The organism is Vogesella sp. XCS3 (assembly GCF_020616155.1).
Taxonomy (GTDB): Bacteria; Pseudomonadota; Gammaproteobacteria; order Burkholderiales; family Chromobacteriaceae; genus Vogesella.
Genome location: NZ_CP085531.1, coordinates 55,729 through 73,295 on the forward strand (window position 1 = coordinate 55,729; position 17,567 = coordinate 73,295).

19 protein-coding genes are annotated in these 17,567 nt (G+C 49.7%); 15 read left to right on the plus strand and 4 right to left on the minus strand.

From position 1 onward, the window contains the following. Positions 1–290: 290 nt before the first annotated feature. From LCH97_RS18130 to LCH97_RS18140, 3 genes are all read right to left on the minus strand, one after another. The gene (locus LCH97_RS18130; protein WP_227305770.1) at positions 291–1,313 is read right to left on the minus strand and encodes a helix-turn-helix domain-containing protein; all 1,023 of its coding nucleotides are present in this window, start codon (positions 1,311–1,313) and stop codon (positions 291–293) included. A 199-nt stretch (positions 1,314–1,512) separates the two neighbouring features. Further along, positions 1,513–2,478, minus strand: coding sequence for a ParB/RepB/Spo0J family partition protein (locus LCH97_RS18135; protein WP_227305772.1), 966 nt, complete (start codon positions 2,476–2,478; stop codon positions 1,513–1,515). Positions 2,479–2,487: 9 nt separating this feature from the next. Beyond that, on the minus strand, positions 2,488–3,531 hold the full coding sequence (locus tag LCH97_RS18140) for a ParA family protein (RefSeq protein ID WP_227305774.1): 1,044 nt from the start codon (positions 3,529–3,531) through the stop codon (positions 2,488–2,490). A 190-nt stretch (positions 3,532–3,721) separates the two neighbouring features. Between LCH97_RS18140 and LCH97_RS18145 the strand changes: the two genes are divergently transcribed. The 4 genes from LCH97_RS18145 to LCH97_RS18160 all read left to right on the plus strand — a co-directional run bounded on the left by LCH97_RS18145 (position 3,722) and on the right by LCH97_RS18160 (position 5,664). Next, positions 3,722–4,819, plus strand: a complete 1,098-nt coding sequence (locus LCH97_RS18145; RefSeq protein ID WP_227305776.1) for a replication protein RepA — start codon at positions 3,722–3,724, stop codon at positions 4,817–4,819. Positions 4,820–4,978: 159 nt separating this feature from the next. Next, positions 4,979–5,212 carry a hypothetical protein gene (locus tag LCH97_RS18150; RefSeq protein ID WP_227305778.1) on the plus strand — a complete coding sequence of 78 codons (234 nt, stop codon included), beginning with the start codon at positions 4,979–4,981 and terminating at the stop codon, positions 5,210–5,212. Positions 5,213–5,229: 17 nt separating this feature from the next. Next, positions 5,230–5,427 (plus strand): hypothetical protein, encoded by a 198-nt coding sequence (locus tag LCH97_RS18155; protein ID WP_227305779.1) that lies wholly within the window; start codon positions 5,230–5,232, stop codon positions 5,425–5,427. A 78-nt stretch (positions 5,428–5,505) separates the two neighbouring features. Continuing rightward, entirely contained in the window at positions 5,506–5,664 is a 159-nt protein-coding gene (locus tag LCH97_RS18160; RefSeq protein WP_227305781.1) for a hypothetical protein, read from the plus strand. Between the two features lie 18 nt (positions 5,665–5,682). On the opposite strand, the gene LCH97_RS18165 is transcribed toward LCH97_RS18160, so the two are convergent. Then, positions 5,683–6,312: a hypothetical protein gene (locus LCH97_RS18165; protein ID WP_227305783.1), complete on the minus strand. Its 630-nt coding sequence runs from the start codon at positions 6,310–6,312 to the stop codon at positions 5,683–5,685. A gap of 529 nt (positions 6,313–6,841) precedes the next feature. On the opposite strand from LCH97_RS18165, the gene LCH97_RS18170 reads away from it, so the two are divergent. From LCH97_RS18170 to LCH97_RS18220, 11 genes are all read left to right on the plus strand, one after another. Then, positions 6,842–7,495 (plus strand): DotI/IcmL family type IV secretion protein, encoded by a 654-nt coding sequence (locus LCH97_RS18170; protein WP_227305785.1) that lies wholly within the window; start codon positions 6,842–6,844, stop codon positions 7,493–7,495. A 4-nt stretch (positions 7,496–7,499) separates the two neighbouring features. Then, entirely contained in the window at positions 7,500–8,555 is a 1,056-nt protein-coding gene (locus LCH97_RS18175) for a DotH/IcmK family type IV secretion protein (RefSeq protein WP_227305788.1), read from the plus strand. Beyond that, on the plus strand, positions 8,482–9,792 hold the full coding sequence (locus LCH97_RS18180) for a DotG/IcmE/VirB10 family protein (protein WP_227305791.1): 1,311 nt from the start codon (positions 8,482–8,484) through the stop codon (positions 9,790–9,792). Before LCH97_RS18175 ends, LCH97_RS18180 begins: the two co-directional genes overlap by 74 nt. After that, complete coding sequence (locus LCH97_RS18185; RefSeq protein WP_227305793.1) at positions 9,792–10,052, plus strand: hypothetical protein; 261 nt, start codon at positions 9,792–9,794, stop codon at positions 10,050–10,052. The genes LCH97_RS18180 and LCH97_RS18185 overlap by 1 nt, the downstream gene beginning before the upstream one ends. Before the next feature lie 46 nt (positions 10,053–10,098). Beyond that, positions 10,099–10,446, plus strand: coding sequence for a hypothetical protein (locus tag LCH97_RS18190; RefSeq protein WP_227305796.1), 348 nt, complete (start codon positions 10,099–10,101; stop codon positions 10,444–10,446). A gap of 112 nt (positions 10,447–10,558) precedes the next feature. After that, positions 10,559–11,182, plus strand: coding sequence for a hypothetical protein (locus LCH97_RS18195; RefSeq protein WP_227305798.1), 624 nt, complete (start codon positions 10,559–10,561; stop codon positions 11,180–11,182). Continuing rightward, positions 11,182–12,282, plus strand: a complete 1,101-nt coding sequence (locus LCH97_RS18200; RefSeq protein ID WP_227305800.1) for a hypothetical protein — start codon at positions 11,182–11,184, stop codon at positions 12,280–12,282. Before LCH97_RS18195 ends, LCH97_RS18200 begins: the two co-directional genes overlap by 1 nt. A gap of 9 nt (positions 12,283–12,291) precedes the next feature. Further along, complete coding sequence (locus LCH97_RS18205; protein WP_227301451.1) at positions 12,292–13,224, plus strand: IS5 family transposase; 933 nt, start codon at positions 12,292–12,294, stop codon at positions 13,222–13,224. 186 nt (positions 13,225–13,410) lie between these two features. Next, the gene (locus tag LCH97_RS18210; RefSeq protein WP_227305802.1) at positions 13,411–16,359 is read left to right on the plus strand and encodes a hypothetical protein; all 2,949 of its coding nucleotides are present in this window, start codon (positions 13,411–13,413) and stop codon (positions 16,357–16,359) included. Continuing rightward, positions 16,359–16,757, plus strand: a complete 399-nt coding sequence (locus LCH97_RS18215; RefSeq protein ID WP_227305804.1) for a hypothetical protein — start codon at positions 16,359–16,361, stop codon at positions 16,755–16,757. The genes LCH97_RS18210 and LCH97_RS18215 overlap by 1 nt, the downstream gene beginning before the upstream one ends. Before the next feature lie 18 nt (positions 16,758–16,775). Next, positions 16,776–17,552: a DotD/TraH family lipoprotein gene (locus LCH97_RS18220; RefSeq protein WP_227305806.1), complete on the plus strand. Its 777-nt coding sequence runs from the start codon at positions 16,776–16,778 to the stop codon at positions 17,550–17,552. The last annotated feature ends 15 nt before the right edge of the window (positions 17,553–17,567 follow it).

Here is a 17,567-nt window from a genome sequence, read left to right on the forward strand (position 1 = left end):
CGGTGTCTGGCTGTCGGGGGTGTGCTATTAGCACACTCGGTGTCTGGCTGTCGGGGGTGTGCTATTAGCACACTCGGTGTCTGGCTGTCGGGGGTGTGCTATTAGCACACTCGGTGTCTGGCTGTCGGGGGTGTGCTATTAGCACACTCGGTGTCTGGCTGTCGGGGGTGTGCTATTAGCACACTCGGTGTCTGGCTGAGCCAACTTTTCCCCAAGTTTATGCGTAGTCCCCACCGGGCAATCAGACTCGCCTGAATCGAAGCTTTCGGCATCACAACGCCCATCCCACCCTAAGCTGCAACGCTCTCAGATAAGGCGTTAGTGAGTTGGCCGGGAACGCACCTGGTAAGCTCACCTGTACGCACAGCCTCATAGAATGCACCATTTACGGGTGCGACGACGCGTTTGCCTCGCTTTGCGCCCACAACAATGAACCCGTCCCCTGATCGCTCTACAACCAGCTCTGCACCTGCACGTGTGATGTACTTCTCCCCTGCCCTCACCTCATCGTGATCAGCTACCGGCTTACTTGGCTTGCCTCCCACATTGACGACTTTGGCCTTAGCTTGGCGATCAGCCATGAGGTGCCCGCGCTTGGCAGTAAAGTCCGTCGTCAGGCTCCGACACAGTGCCAGCAGGTAGCGGACGCGGTCAGTAGCAGAAGGCAGCACTTTCAGCCGTTCTTGCATGCAGAAAACGATGTCCTCAAGCCGTTGCTTGTTCTCGCTGGCTTTTTTCATCAACCACAAAACCGTTTTTGCTTCCAGTTCGCCCCATGTCATTAGCCCTATCAGGCTTTGAGGAATTTTGAAGAATCCGATTTTGATGAAAGAACTGCTGGAAGCATGATTATTCTGTAAAGGCTGGTCAGAGGAACTCTGGTTCTTAATGCATTGCAAATTGCGAGTCGGGGAGGTTGAATTAACAGGCTTTGCATTTATCGAGTCAGATACCCCCTTGGCCAGTTGGGGGAGGGGGCTTGCTAGACCGAGCAAAGATATTGCCTTGGACGTGAGTGCGATTTTCCCGATGCCGTAACTACCATTGCGGCGGCGATCTTGGTCTTTGCGTGTAATCACGCCAAGCACTTCAAGATTGTTCAAGGCGCGATAAATGGTTGCAGGATGAGCGCACATCTGGTCAGCCAGGTATTCCTTTGATGGCCAGACTGGCAATAGAGGATCTTTGGCGCTGACAAGCCGGAGGAGATTCTGGAGGAGTAACCGACCTGATTTTGTCAGGCCTTCAAAAGGGCAAGACTTTTTACTGGCGACACTCGTAATCGCCAAGGAAATTTTGTAAGGAAACGACATTTGGCCACCTGAATTTAGGCGTAAAGAACCCCTGTCTTGCGCTAGAGACAGAAGTGGCCGATAATCGAATTGTGATGTTCGAAAGCCTCCGAGTAGATCGTCAAATCTAACTAGGAGGAGCGGCACTCTGCTCTATGAGCAAAACTCTCTTGCCCCCCTTGCTGCGTCAACAGCCTGGGGGGTTAAATTTTTCAGCTAGTTACTCTTCTCTGGTGAGGTTGAGTCCCTCCTCAGCGAGAAATACTTTGAAACGCTCTTGGAGCTTTTCAGGGTCAATCAGCTTGTCATCGAAGCTAAGAATAATTTTCTTCTTCTTGAACTCTGCCTTACCGACAATCTTGTTTTCGCATTTCCACGGAATCTCAGTTATCGTTGTTGGGGGAGTACCAGTCTCGGTGAGCTTCTTCGTCAGCCAGTGGACAACCATGTTTTGCTTTAACGTTCCAGCACGAAGTTCGACTAGCAGGTCTCCCAGGATCTGATCAGTGACCTTATCCTGGTGCTCGCCGATATAAATTTTCAGCGCTTCAGCAGTATTACTACCAATCAGGTCGGGAATCTCATCTAGTGCGCGGATGATGGTGCTGGGCAGATCCAAGAAGCTCAGATAGCGATAGATCTGCTTCCGATCGACGCCAATCGACTTGGCCGCATCAATTAGGCTCGTGTAGGTGCCATCTTCAATGCGATCCTTCACGGCCTTACCAAGCTCATAATCAGTCAGTCGTTTTTGTAGAACATTGTCTACAAGTACGGCTTTCTTGGCTTGATGATCATCCATGTCTTGAACGATGGATTGGATGGTTAGTCGTTCAAGATACTGGTGGGCACGGAAGCGCGTTTCACCACCAATCAGTTCGTACTTACCATTGTCCAGACGCCTAACGGTTACCGGCCGGATCAAATCAGATTCTTCGATGCTCGCCGCCAAGTTCACGACAGATTCATCATCAAATTTGAGCCGGGGTTGGTATGGAGAGGGAACAATCAAGTCCAAGGGAATATCGTGAACTTGGCCAACCACCAATTTTGTTTGGTGTTGGTAAGCCGGTAGATTTCCCTTAGGAATGTAATTGTTATCCTTTTTGGTCTCGCCATCAGGTTCCCCGCTGGGCAGAGCGGAACCAAAGCGCTTATTACCTCCACCAAGCATGCCTTTTGCCATGATTTTTCCTTACAGAAGGTTCGATGAGCCGCGCAAATGAAGCAGTTTCGCCAGTTCTTTGGCAACCTCAACCAAGGACCAGGCCGCAGAGCTTGCGGTGTCCCTGAGGAAGAGTGGAAGAGCGGCCTCACCAGGCAAATGCTGCTTCGAGAACCCTACGTAATGCGGAATTTTCTTGTTGAAGACTTGGTCCTTGAACCGGAGACGCAACTGCTCATCGTTCATCTTCGTGTGCGGCCAGCCGTTATGGAGTCCATTTGACACAAAGTGAAGCGGGACAGATACCCCATACTCGGTTTTGATTTCTTCTAACTCATTGATAATGCATTTGATTGCTTTGAGAGAGATGCCATCAAGGAATACAGGAGTAATGATCAGATCTGCGGCCATCATCAGCGAGTAGTTGAGGATGGTGCTTGCCGGGTTGGTATCAACCATGACAATGTCGTACTTGGCGGCAAGCTGACGTTGATTCTCCTGAAACCACTTTTGTATAAGCTTTTCACGCCCACGTTCAGACATCACTGTCGAGTCATATCGTGCGATAAACTGATCACCTGGGACTAAATCAAGAGATGTGTCTGCGAATGGTTGGATGACTACTTTTTCCAATGGCTCTCCATTGAGAAAGAGATCCATGGCGGTCAGCAAGCTTTCGTTCTCTGTATCCACGTTGAACAGTTCACTGATCGAACCTTGGCTGTCCGCATCAATGACGAGGACGCGATAGCCCATGGATGCCAGGATGGTAGAGCCGTTAGCAGTGAACGAAGTCTTACCGGTTCCACCTTTGGTCATTCGCGTAACAACCACTGGCGGAACAGATTGTGGGTTATCAGCCAGTGAAAATCCGGGCTCATGGGTTTCCCTGTACATAGCGACCTGTGCAGGGCTGTAATACTGCTTACGACTACGAGATCCACCATCTTCTGGCTCGTCCATGCCGAAAAGCTCTTTTCGGCGATGGTAGGGGAGTTCATACCCCAAGAGCCGGGAGAGCTGGGCAGGACGGAGTTCGATAGGGGTTGTGCAGCGCAATGGACTTGCTTCCATCGAACAATCCTCCTTAGTGACAATGTATGTGTACGGTCCGCTCATTGTGCTGAGCATCATGTTTGTTATTTTTGCACTTTGATGTGTAAATAACAAGCGACCGATAGAACAAAAGTTGCACGCTCCAGTTCCATGTTCACAAAAGGCTGAATATAATGTTTGTCATAGTAGCTACTAAATCAAACACAAAATGTCCGACTTTATTGCGCAAGCCATACGGCTTGGTCTTCCTGAGCATGTTGCAAAAGAGCTTGCAAGCAAGAAAGTAAATCCGGCTGGTGGCGCAAATGCCGCTGTCAATAGGGTTTCAGCCCAGGCAGGGGCCTCTCCGCCACCAAAAACGACAGAAATAACGAAACCACAGCAAGGTGCCTTTGATTTCGTAGGTGGATTGGCAAGCCCACTTCAGCGTCATGTTGTAGAACAGCAACATGGGCCAGTGAAAAAATTGACGGCGGCAGCGAAAAAGAAGGCGGTGCTGTCACTTCAAGACCCGGAACTTGGGTTCATGGAGACAACGTTACTTTCCATTGGGCTTCCATACGAATCGGTAGATCATTTGACCGATGCGTCCAGGCTAGTCTGGACTAGGCGCGTAGGTAAGCGCAGCTTGACCATCACTGGTGACCCGGATTTTGGGCTGCCATCCGGAAAAATCCCCCGGCTCTTGAGTGCCTGGATCTGTACAGAAGCCAAGCTCACGAAAAAACGAGAGATCGACTTGGGATCTTCTTACAATGATTTTCTCAAACGGATTGGCATGAAGCACGTGACAGGTGGGAAAAATGGCTCCCTGACCGCTGTGCGAGAACAGGCCTTGAGGCTCTTCACCTCGAACATCAGGCATAAAGAGGTGGATGGGCATCGCGTTGGGTTTGAAAATCTGGATATCGCTTCCAATGGTGTTCTACTTTGGAACCCTACAAAACCAAGTGATCCTGACTCAATCTGGAATTCAGGGCTGAAGCTGTCCGAGAACTTCTTTGAAAGTTGTATGGAACACTCAGCACCGATCAATTTGAATGTCATCAGGGCGCTGAAGAGCCCGATGGCGATCGACATGTACTTGTGGATCTCGTATCGCTCAAACATCGTAAAGGTTGGCAAGCACCTGGTTGAATGGCCCACATTATTTGAGCAGTTCGGGCAAGGCCGGGACGCTGAGAACGATCGTGCAATGTACAAATTCCGCGAGCGCTTCCGGCTCCATCTCAAAGATGTGCTTGGCTTTATGCCCGATCCCGATAGATATCATGACTCCAAGCAGGGACTGATCATCACTGCGTGAACAGGGCTACAGAGGTCCCTGTTTCTCAAAGCAAGCTCCGTGAGGAGCTTTATTTTTTTGTAGCGAGAATTGAACAGTATCTCCAATTGGTGGTCACTTTGTTGCATTTGATCGAGCTGTGACAATGTGGGCATCGAGAAAAGAAATGGAGTGAACATCATGACCACGCAAAGCAACGTACTCGAAAACTTGTTTCACAAAGACAATCTGGTAAAACTGGTTAAAGCGCTTGATGAGCGCAGCGAAAAACTGGCTGAGGATCTTTCGTGGATCGATGACAGTAACGTTGCTATCAAGGTACAGCGCGAGATGAAACTGACCTGCGACGTGCTTGGTCTTCTGCGCGACGCCTACGGCAGCCCGTACATCGATAGCATCCTGAAATTGAGCTAAGCGGGGGGGAATGCATTATGGCAACGCGAACCGCAAGACAAATGGCCGGTGCGCAAAAGCGTACACTGAAAGCTATGCAGGCAAAGCTGTTGGATATGTCTGCCGATTGGGATGAGGTCGATCAATTCCTGATGGGCGAGCTGAATGATCTACGGGAAAAAATCGGCCAGATCATGAAAGCTATGAGTGAAGTCAGTGAAAGTGCTGGGTCATAGGAAACGATGCGCGACACTTCACACCTGGTAGCACTCCAAGAGCGATTGTCTCGCGAGCGTATGCGCCTAGCAGAAGTAATGTCTGACGAAGAAAAGGCATTGCGGCAAGTATGGGTCGTACAAGCTGAGCGTGAGCTTGAGGCGGAGCTGAAGTTTCTTGGTATGGCTGGTGATGGCAATGTTGATGATATGGGGGACGACGAGCTTCTTTCAGAGCTTGAGGTTCTGCCACCATAGTCTGCATCGCGCACGTGACTACTTGTCCGAGGGGACAAAAAAAGCGACAGTCGGCCTGTCGCTTTTTTTATTGGCAACGTGGAAGATTTTCACTGTCAGAGTGCGAATAGAGCTGATTGGTGTTTGATTTAGTAGTGTCTTATACGTCTCAACGCAGCCACCACGCTGCCGATAAATCGCCAGTGCCTTGCGCGAAAGCAGTGTGTTAAATGCCCACCAGTGATCGGTCTGTTTCATGTATTCGGGTATGGCTGGATCAATCCAGCCCGCAAGCCAGGCGATCTTCTCCATCGTTGCCACCATGTTAGTGATCGTATGACGCGGCTTTCTGGGAATGAATCCGACACGGCCGGAGCTATCAAATTCTGGTGTGGTCCAGATTGCATCGTGGTGACCGATCCTGTTGCGAATGTCTCGGATGCGCATGAGTAGGTTTTTGATGCGTACACGGAATGCTTGATCCCCAAAGTCGGCTTTGGCTGCTACAGGTGCGTACGGTAGTGCGTCCGACATAATGTCCGCTTGCATCTGTGGCGGGTGGGCCGAATGGTTCAAACTGTCAATCAGCTTTTCCCAAAAACAAAATGACAAGGCCGCCACAATGTCGTCAGGGGTGATGCTGTAGCTGCGAGGCTTGTTTTTGGCCACACTCTTTGTCGCTTTTTTTCGCTATCAGTGCGAAGTCTTTTGCACGGTTATGCGAACTTTTTCACTAACTGTGCCATCCAACAAAATGTGGATAAGTCTGTGAATAATAAAGGTTTTACACGAATAAAGTGGGGGAGTAATCGCGCATAAAGTGGGGAAAATTAGCGCATAAAGTGAGGTAATTTAGCGCATAAAGTGGGGGCAAGGTAACGCATAAAGTGGGGTAGTAAGAAGCGATGGTTATTGGCTGAGATGTACACCAGGCAAGGCTCTTAGGTATGGTATGAAATTTGCTAAGTATGTTAAGAAGTTAAAGATTTTTGTAAGTAGGCTTTAAGAGTTTTCCTGCCTTGCGGTGTGGACATCGCTTTGCGATGCCGCACACCTTAAGACAGGTCATCGTCAGTCTTTACATAGAAAAATTCACAATGGCAAATGCAAAATCTATTGGCAATACCGCACGTCACTGGTTAAAATGTTTAATGTGATAGGTATCTTATCGAACCAAATAACGGAAGAAGCGAAGTCCATGCTCGATATGAACGAGAAAGAGGTCGATGCGGCCTTGAAAAGCGCTCTGGGTGAGGCTGGGGACTTGCGTCATGATGGACGACGCAAGACCATGATCATCTTAGGGCTGGTTGCGGTCTGCGGTCTTCAGCAATTCAGCATTGTTGCCTTGTTGGAAAAAAAAGATCCGCCACCAAATTTTGCTGCTGTTACACCAAACGGCACGTTATATCAGTTGATCACGAGTACAAATCCAGTTTTTAACGAAGACCAGGCTGGACAGTGGATCAGCAATGCACTTCCGAAGGTCTTAAATTATAACTGGACTGAGCTGGACCCTCACTTCACAGAGGTCTCGCAAAAATACTTCACCGAAGATGCTTGGCTTACCTTCAAGAACGAACTTGAAGCAGCAGGTACTTTCCAGTCTGTTCTGAAAAACGAACTCATCAGTAACATGAAGTTTTCCAGCTCCCCGATTTTGGTCGGCAAAGGCCAGCAGGGGGGCGTTGATGCATGGGAGTTTGAGGCGAAAGGTACGCTGACCTACTTAAACCGTACGCAGCGCTCGGACAACACGATGAAGTTCAAGGTCGTGGTAGGTCTGGTTACTGTGAATGGCACAAAAGACTATCGAATTCTTGCCTTGTACATGATCAAAGACAGAGGGTAAGAAAATGCACAAGCAAACACTCAAATTCGTTGCGTTGGCCATTTTATCAGTGCATGCACATGCCGCAGAACCGCAGGCTGCGGCAACTCAGTTTGTGACCGATAGTGCAAATGACCCTCGACTGGCTGTTCAACATAAGGGTACTCCAGCACAGTCTTCAAGTGGTTCGACCACCCCGAAGAACCAGACTAAAGATCCTTTGCAGCAGGCCATGGATGCCGATCCGGTTTTTGGCGCTGTCGTGAAAGATGCCGTTCCTTTCGATTCCAATCAAATCAAGATGTATCGCCGGCAGGTAGAAAAGGTTGAGAAGCTGAAGGAATCCCCCTCTGTCTCGGGAGAGCAAAGAACAATACCCGTTCGCGTAGGCCAAACCGTTGAAGTTAATGTAGCTGTCGGGTATCCGCTGACTGTGCGGCTCACTGATGTCAGTGGCCAGCCTGTAAAAATTGCAGGTAATGTCCCTGGACTGTCAATCATTACTGTCCACCCCATACCTAGCGATGCTCAAGGTCAAGCATCTACAGGCAGTACACAAGGCTCCGCTAGTGGCAATTCAGGTGCCAACTCGGCAGCTGAAGCAAAAGACGCAATTGTTATTGAACCGGCTGGAGCAGGCTCCACTACTGTGACTATTTTCCCTGTAGGGTCGATTAGACCTGCGGTCGTCAAAGTAAAGTCAGTTTTTCCTAAGGGTGGTGAGCGTGTCGATTTTGCCGCTGATCTTCGACTGACATGGGTGGGGGGAATAAACGTAGGGAAGGGAGATGAGTATCAGACGCCACTTTCAGGAGCGTTATTGTCAGTTTTGAAAGAGATCGTTGGCGAAGAAATGCAGCTGGTATCTCATTCTGGTGGTGACGCCATTCGTGTTTGGAGGCGACTGGCGGATGGGCATGTTTTTGTCAAAATGAGGCCAGGTGTCACGTTGTTGTCTCCTCGCAATTTCCGGACGACTACACGTGACGATGATGGAGGTGCTGCTTATGAATTCGATTACAAGCCGGCATCTGTTGTCACTGGGGTTAATGGCACGTCCCGTGCAATTGTTATCCGATAGGTTTTCCATGAGTGAACAGACTGAAGCCGTTGATTTTAATAGCCAGCCGCCATTGGCCAATGAGAGCAATAGCGGGGCGGATACGAGTAAAAAGCGGTTATTGATTTTTGCCGCTATTGGGTTAGTGGTCTTTGGTGGTGTCTGGGGGATGAAAAAGTATAACGCCGGCCAAGAAGCCAAGAATCCTGAAGGGATCGCACTTGCCACTACTCCTGAGAAATTGAAGGAGCCAGGGAGTGCCGATGCTGGTTCTCTACCTGGGGCAGATGATCATAGTCAGCCTGCTGCATATCCAACAGCAGATGCGCTTCTGAATGGCCAACAAGCTGATCGACAAAAGGATGCTGTTGCTAGCGGTGGTGGTGCGTATGTGGCCGAAGTCGGTGCATTGAATGAACGAGGTGAGGCGTATCCGCAGCAGCCGGGTGGTGGCCAAGGATATGGCAACCAGATGCCTCCGATTCCTCAGGGCCAGATGCCAACCCCCATCGACGCACAAACCGTTCAGTCTCGATCTAAGTGGATGGAGAAGTACCAGAACAATCCGCCGAAAGCAGAAGGCCAGCAACAGCAGGAGCGGCGGATCGTTAATTGGTACGGCAGCGGTGCTGTTCCAGGAAACAGTAAAAACGATGTGGCTGGCCAGCTTCAAGTCAGTGCGCAAACCAGCGCACCACAAGGGCAAAAAGTTGCTTCAATTGGTGAGCGTGTTGCCGCCGTCACGACTAACCACACATCGTCGTACCAGCAGGGAACGACAGTCATTGTACGAATCGTTGAGGATGGTCCGAAACGGGATGCTCAACTTTTCGGCACCTACACCGAAGGCTATGACGCCCTGGTTGTTAAGCTGTCAAAGATGCGCCTGGCTGATGGTCGGATCGTTCCAGTTGATGCAGTTCTGGTGGACAAAAGTACAAACTCCCAAGCAGTGGTCAGTGCTGTTCAAGGGCATTATCTGGATCGATTTGGCATGCTGGCAGCCGGTGCTTTTCTGGGAAATTACGCAACGGCATTGACAAGTGGAGGAACAACAACAGTTGTAAATGGCGGCTCGGTAACTGCTGTGCCAAAGATTGATCAACCAGCGAAATATGCAGTGGGCAAAACTGTTGAGGCTATTTCTCAATTGGCTACTGCTGGTGCTGCTAAGTTCAATAAGTCCGAAGTCATCCTCAAAAGAAACGAGCTTGTCGGTGTGTTGTTCTTGGACGATGCTGTCGCAGGAGCTAAGTAATGTTCGATCAAACATTACTATCCGGAGATGCGCTGCAAGCAGGCAATGCTATTCAGCAAGCGGTGTATACGGTTTGTCAGTTTCTCGGCTTGCTTTCCATGGGGAAGGCAGGTTGGTCAATGTATAACGCGGGCGATGCCAGATTTGCACAACCTGGTGACGGCTGGAAGGTCATGGTGCTTTTTTGCGCGGGTGTATTTTTGTACTACATGGAAGATTGCTGGGCGTTAATCAAAAATACATTTCCAAGCATTTTTTGATTAAAAATTTGATATAGTAGTATCTATACGTGTACAGGAGATTAATATGAAGAACAAGCAAACTAAAGCAGCTTTCCTGCTTGGTGTTTTGGCTCTGGTTATGGTGGAGACCGCTCTTGCTGCTCCTGTCGTGACAGCTAATGGTAAGAGCCTGGTTGACACTGCCAATCAGGTAAACAATTTGTTCACGATCGGTCAGACGGTACTTGCAACTGGCTTGCAGCTTCTTGGCATCGCTTGCATGGGTTTCGCCGGCTGGAACGTCTATGTCAGCGGTAAGCCTGGTCGCGAAGATCGAGGTCACATGAAAACTGCGGTGTTTGGTTTCCTAGGCGGTATCATCGCCTACTTCGCACCGAACTGGCTCGGTATCGGTGCTGCTTCCCTGCTGTGAAAATACCGCTCCAACATGACCCGCCGTAAGGCGGGTTTTTTGTTGTCATTGCCCCCGATTGGTTGTGTATAATGTTCACTATCATAGTAATCATATGAAACTTAATTGATATATGTCACGAGCTAAAATATTCCGAAATCGCGAGTATCCTAATGTGGATGATGATGGCTTGTACCGAATTGTTAAAGATCCTGAATCGGGATTTCTTGCTTCGCTGTTCGAGGATCGTGATCACACTTGCGAATTTTGTGGATACCACTCGCTCTCGTTTTTGGAGGGCGAGCCTGTGGATGGGGATTACGAAAATGAGTACCCGGAGAATTGGCTTGTGCTTTGTCATTACTGTCGTGCTACTCAGCATGTAGGTGCAGCCCTAAAAGCTGGGGCCTACTGGGGGGGGGTAAAGGCCTATTCGCAAGAAGCGATCAATCGTATCTGTCGGGCGATGCCATGGATTATCAAGAATGATCTAAGCCCAAATCTAGAGGCATTTTTCGGACAGTCGTCCAAGATCATTGAGACGTATATGGGCAGTAAAGGTGCTGTGGACATGTTGCCCACGCACCTAAAAGTGTTGCTTAAGGCACGAGAAGACTCATATGAGAGTGCCATTGAGCTTCTTACCAGGAACGGGTTGCGGCTGATTTTCCCGAAGGAGTATCGGCCTCAAGGGATTAATGCATTACGTGCGTACGATGAGGCGCGTGCGCGTGGCTTCATACAGCAGGAGGTTTGATGTTAGGCGTTGTTATCTTCGATCGTGTTGGTGCGGACGTGGACCTGCGATCAGTTGGTGGGTATGCCGCTGACGAAAATGGCGTATACCGCATCAATCAGCTGGATGAGCTTCCGCAAGACCGAGTATGGATCAGTAATTTGACCATCATGCAGATGCGTGACAATCGCGCGGTCCTGAGTGGACATCCCAGCATTAAAGCTGAAAACTGGTTGGGCATTGCCCCAATCCAGTTAGTAGCTGAACTAATGGGGTCGAAGGAACCCCATATGGTCATGAATTCGCTTGTGTTCGTGCATGACTTCATTCGCCGAGCAGTTGAAAAGCTCAATCTCGATACGCGATTTGCTCGGCCGCTGAACAGCCTGATTGATGCGCATGAAGTGCCCGCTGGCATCAGTGAGCCGATTGTCAATGACTTGGCCGGTCCGACAAGTTGGGTAAAAAGCCGGTCTGTTGGCTCTGGTCAGGGTCGGGTCTGGCGGACGTACCGTCAGCCGCGAGCACAGTGGTTTAGTGAGGTCTTGCGCATGCCGGTTCCCTCTGGGCGATGGAGAATATCTCCAGTTGACGAGATGGATGATGCTATCGCGTTCTTCGCAAGGGGAAAAGCCGCGCCATTTACTCACGGTGAGTTGGTGTGGCCGTGGGTTTCCGAAAAGCCGCGTGAGTATCTGATGTCGGTTGAGTTGCCGGCTGATGTGCAACTGACTTCCGTTCAAGAAGTGTGGACTGGGGACGTTAAGCCAGGTCAAGTGCCTTTCAAACCAGATCCACTGACGTTCTCTGATGGCTTGGCGCTTGAGATGATTTTTCAAGCCAGATCATCCGGTGTTCCTGTTGTGGGACCGTGGTTGAAGGCTTTGGAGCGTTGTCGAGTGTTTGAGCGGCTCTCTTCCTTGGATCTTCCTGAGCAGGTTTTCGTGTCTGGTTATGGTGGTGGCAAGGTGGTTTTGGTGTGCCCGCAGTCGATGTCCATGGATTTGGATGTTTATATGGCCAGAAATGGATGGGAGCCGCCATCGGGTATAGAGCTTCCAGCTGATTGTGGACTTGGTCCGGCTTTGTTGCACAAATCAGTGCTTGCGTCCGTCCGGTAGAATGACCGCATGAGCAAGCCCCTTCCTCCCAAGTACCAAACCATCAACTGGCAGTCATACAACCAGTCCCTCAAGCAACGAGGGCAGCTCCTTCTCTGGCTCGACAAAGGCATGAACTGGTTGGCACCGGCTACCGGCAGGCGGGGACGGCAGCTAACTTTTTCTGATGCTGCCATCCAGTTCTGTCTCACCATCAAATGCCTCTTTGGCCTGGCGCTACGGCAAGCCACAGGTATGGTCGAAAGTATGTTGCGCCTGGCTGGCCTTGACTGGGCCGTCCCCGACTTCAGCACGCTTTCCCGCCGCCAGAAAGACCTGCAAGTCCGCATCCCGGTACAGAAAAAGCAAGGTTGTCTGCATCTCTTGGTGGATAGCACCGGCATCAAGATGATGGGTGAAGGCGAGTGGAAGGTGAAAAAGCATGGCGCTGATTACCGCCGCCAATGGCGCAAGCTGCATCTGGGCATAGATGCGCAAACGCTGGAAATCCGGGCAATGGAAGTGACCGACAATCGCACTGGAGATGCCACGATGCTGCCAGAGCTGCTATCGCAAATTCCGGCGGGAGAGGGACTGGTAACCGTCACCACGGATGGGGCGTACGACACACGCCTATGTTACGCAGCGATTGCAGAGCGTGGGGCGGCAGCCATCATTCCCCCACGTCGAAATGGCCAATTCTGGAAAGGGAATTTACGGGGCAATCAGGCTCGCAATGAGTCGCTACGAGCGGTGAAGTATCTGGGGCGCGCGCTCTGGAAAAAGTGGAGTGGCTACCATCGCCGCAGCTTGGTCGAAACGAAGATGCACTGTTTCAAATTGCTGGCAGATCGGGTTAAGTCACGGGACTTTGACCGGCAAGTAGCGGAGCTTCAAATCTGTGCAGCGATTCTGAATCGCTTCACAGCACTGGGCACGCCGCAAACGGTCCGTATGGGATAAATCCGTCTGGGGATTGGGGTAGTTCGACCTACGGCTGATTTGTGCAACAAAGCCACTTGGTCCGCTCTCTCGCGCCAAAGCAAGCAATATTCGGACGCTTTATGCAGTGGAAATCTACCATAACCTGCCAAGAGAAGAGTTTACACAGAAAATGCATTCTTTTGTCGCTGGGGAATAGGGGCAATAATGACAACTATTTTTGAGTCTTTCGATAATTTTATGAAGCGTATTCCCAAAATGCGGGGTTCTGCATTTTGGGATAAATGTGTTTGGCGAACAGGCTCTGGCGGGGTTATTTCCCTTAGCGGAGGCAGCCTTATGACCATTTATCGTGTGGATGGTGGGCTGCAGGCCTTTGATGGAGAGGCCTATAAAGAGAGGCTGGTAAAACTTTCTGTTTTGCTGGCAAGCCTTCCACGCCGCAATGGTGTTACCGTTGATTTTGTCTTTCAGCGTGATAAAGAGTCTGCGATAAAAGAAGTACAGCATCAGACAAACAGTATCAGATCAGCAACACAACGAATTGGGATGGACGTTGACTTTATTATAGATGAGCGTGAGAAAATTCTTTCTGACACAGTAGCTGCTGAAGTTACTCTGATCATTGTTACTACTTCACCTGCCATTTTACCGAAAGAAATGAGAAAGATAGCTGCTAATTGGTCAGGTGGCGAAATGGCGCAAAGCGAGATAATCATTCCGGCACTAAGAAATCGCCATCTGGGTGTTTGCAAGGAGTATGTTGAATCGCTAATTAGTACGTTTAGCTTAAAGGCTAAAACGCTGACGTTCGAAGAAGCAATTGTCCTGGATGCTAATCTTTGGGATGGATCAGGAGAAGGGCTGCGGCCGATTACGCCAGACTCGATGAAAGCAAATAAATCAGTCCAAGCTCGGGTAAAGCCGGTGATGGCTGGCCAGAGAGATGATTTCGTTCCACCGTTGCCGGGTCTGCAAATTTTTCGACGTAATGGGCAAAACATCCCTGAAGCAGGTGTGGCAAGAGTAGGTAACCGCTACTATGCGTCGGGTTATTTCGAATTTCCAATTTCTCAGCCGGAGGTGTTCAACGGTCTTTTGCGAATTTTTCCAACAGCCAAAATTAACACGTCGGTGCCATTTAGAATAGCTTTTCAACTGATGTCTGGCAGTGCATCAGGCAAATTGACGATGAGAAAAACCGTTGCCCAGTTCTTGAAATTTACCACATTTGGTGGCGAGAACTCGAAAATTGTTGATGCCATAAATGAAGTAAAGGGCCTTGAAGAAGGAGGTCTGGCTACATTTGTTGGCATTAAGATTTCTGTCGCCACATGGGGGGCTTCGGAACAAGAAGCTAATGATCGATTTGCAGAACTAGCCGCTGCTTTTAATGGTTGGGGGGGCGGTCAAGTCATTCAAGAATACGGTAGTCCAATTGAGATGGCGATTGGCACTTTGCCGGGATTTAAGAACATGGGCATGGCGCTGGTGATGCCAGCACAGATGATTTCAGCGATTCTGCCCATCGAGCGGCCAGCATCACCGTGGAATTACGGTAACATGATGATGCTGACTGAGGATGGCAAGCTATTTGTCTATCAGGTTGGCTCGACGATACAGCAGGCATGGGTTGATGTGATGTTTGCAACCATGGGTTCGGGTAAGTCTGTATTGCTACAGGCACTGAACCTAGCCTCTATCCTCCAGCCAGGTAAAGATGATATCCCTCGAATGGCAATTCTGGACGTCGGCTATTCTTCTAAGGGATTGATTGATACAGCTAAGGCTGCACTTCCTGCAGACAAGCAGCATTTGGCTCAGCACTATCGTTTGTCTCTTGATAAGCGAAATGCAATGAACCCAATGGATACTCCATTGGGTTGCCGATCAGCGGTTCCAGATGAAAAGGGGTTGTTGGTTGATTTCATTACGCTATTGCTGACGCCAGTTGGGCAAAATAATCCAGTGCCTGAAATTGCCGAACTCGTTGATACTCTTATTTCTGCGGCTTATCGTTACTTTTCAGTTGAAAAGCCAAAAAAATATCAGCCACGGCGTAATGTCGAGGTCGATAAAGCATTGAAGCGCTGTAATTTGCATCCTGATGATGGGACGAGTTGGTGGAGTGTGGTAGACATGCTGTTTGCCAAAAACGAGATCCACGCGGCTACAGTAGCGCAACGCTATGCAGTCCCAATTATTCCTGACTTGAATCAGGTAATGCAAGCAACTCCAAGCATTCGGGATAACTACGATAATGCCACAATTCCTGGCGGCTCTTCTATGCTTGACTTTGTTAATCGTATGCTGGGTTCTATCAGTAGTCGGTTTCCTCTGTTGGCATATGAGACCGAGCTAGACTTCTCTAGTGCCAAAATTGTTGCAGTGGACTTGGCCGATGTTACTGGAGGCCAAGGCGCAGCTTCGCAGAAGCAGGGTGAGGTAATGTACTTGGCTACCAGTACATTCTTGTCGCGTGGTTTTTATATGAATGATGAAGTAGTTCCTACGATGGACTGCCCTTCAGAGTATATGGAGTACCATCGTCGAGAATTGCGAAAAAACAGAAACGAAGTAAAGCGCATCGTCTATGACGAAATTCATAACATTAGCTCTCCGATGGTGTTACGCCAGATTGAGAGTATGGTTCGTGTTGGGCGCAAATATAAGGTACACATCGCCCTTGCTTCCCAAGAGCATACCGACTTCCCAAAATCCATTATTAACCTTGCAACTAATATTTGGGTATTGCGAGCTGATTCTAAAGCAGTACGTGATGATCTGAAAAAGACGATGAATCTTAGCGAATACGCAGATGAGGCGCTAGCGAACCGCATCAAGGGTTTAACATCGCTGGGTTCGCCTATGCTGTTGTATAGCCAGATTAAAGGTGCAACCGTTGAACGTGTACTGTATTTCAAGACTGGCGCTGTTGAGCTATGGGCATATGCAACGACGCCTTCGGATGTGGAAATCCGTTCGCAGATTTCAAAATTCGTTGGCTATCGCGAAGCGTTGACACTACTGGCGAGGAAGTTCCCTGGTGGAACTGCTGCCAGTGAGGTTGATAAGCGTGTCGATGCTTGGGGTGGAGCTAAGCGCGAAGCCGACATTATCAACGAAATTGTTCAAGAGATCGTGGGGGACAAGTAATGAAACTGGGAAAAGTACATGCAATATTGGGGCGCTGGTTTGCGGATGAAGATGAAGATGTATCTGTGCCGAATGACTGGGCAATCGCGAATGAGAGTCGGATTGCGGACGCTAGTCCTTCGGCCAGCATGCGTGACGCGATATGGTATCGGCTCCATGGGTTGCTGCCATCGCACATTTTGCTTGCTCGCATGATAGGTATGCCGAACGACACAATGGTTTCGCTATGTGAGTGGGCAAGGGATCACCCCCATACCATGCTGTTCAAGAAGCTTGAACGTGTGCCAGGGCAGCTAATTGATTGGAGGCAGGATCTGGATCGTCGGAGAGGTGAGCTTGCACTTGCGCTTGGTAATGATGAGAGAGCAGCAGAACTGCCACCGCCTGCGCCGAAATAATAGCGGCGTAGCATAATAATGTTTGATATGATTACTATTGAAGCAAAACAAGGAGCATTGCAAAAAATGAAATCAAATATTCATCTTACGTTTGCTGCAGCCGTTATGGTGTTGGCGGGGTGCGCAGCTCCTGCTGTGAAGGAAACCCAGTCAAGCCCTGAGCTGGTCATGCTTGTAAAGGCTGCTGAGGATGCTGCTCGCAGCCAGCAATTGCTTGCCAGAATGACGGTTGTGAATAGTGGAGACAGGGCTATGAAAGAGTTAAAAGCCAGTCTCGCGGCCAAACCAAGCGACGATTTGAACAAGCTCTACTCGACTGAGTATGTAGGTGTTCCGCATGGCATCGTGAAGGATATTGCCGATACGATCGGCTGGCGGTTTGAAGAGCGTGGCTCGCCGGACGTAGACAGTATTATTCGTATCAAGAGCGTGGCTCAGCCTGCTATCGCAGTTCTTCGTTCTGTCGGTGATCAGTTCCCGTTCGTACTGGCCGTTGATGAAAAGTCCAAGGCTATCGTGCTTGATTACACTCGGACGATCGAAGAAATTCGTGAGAAGCCGACTACGCCTGCCGCTGTAAAGCCGTTGATCCAGAAGTACGCAATGGATGGTGGCGTGTTTGCCTCTAAGTCCTTGGCAGTACAAGTCGCCAAGGGGTATAAGAGCAAGGGTTTCGAGTCTCAAATCAAATCTGTCGGTCGTAAGCTGCAGATTCAAATCGGCCCGTTTGTTGATGATGGCTCAGGTGAGCGTCGAGTCCGCGACGTGCTGGGCCTTCACCAGCGTGTAGAGTGAGGTCCAGATGAGACG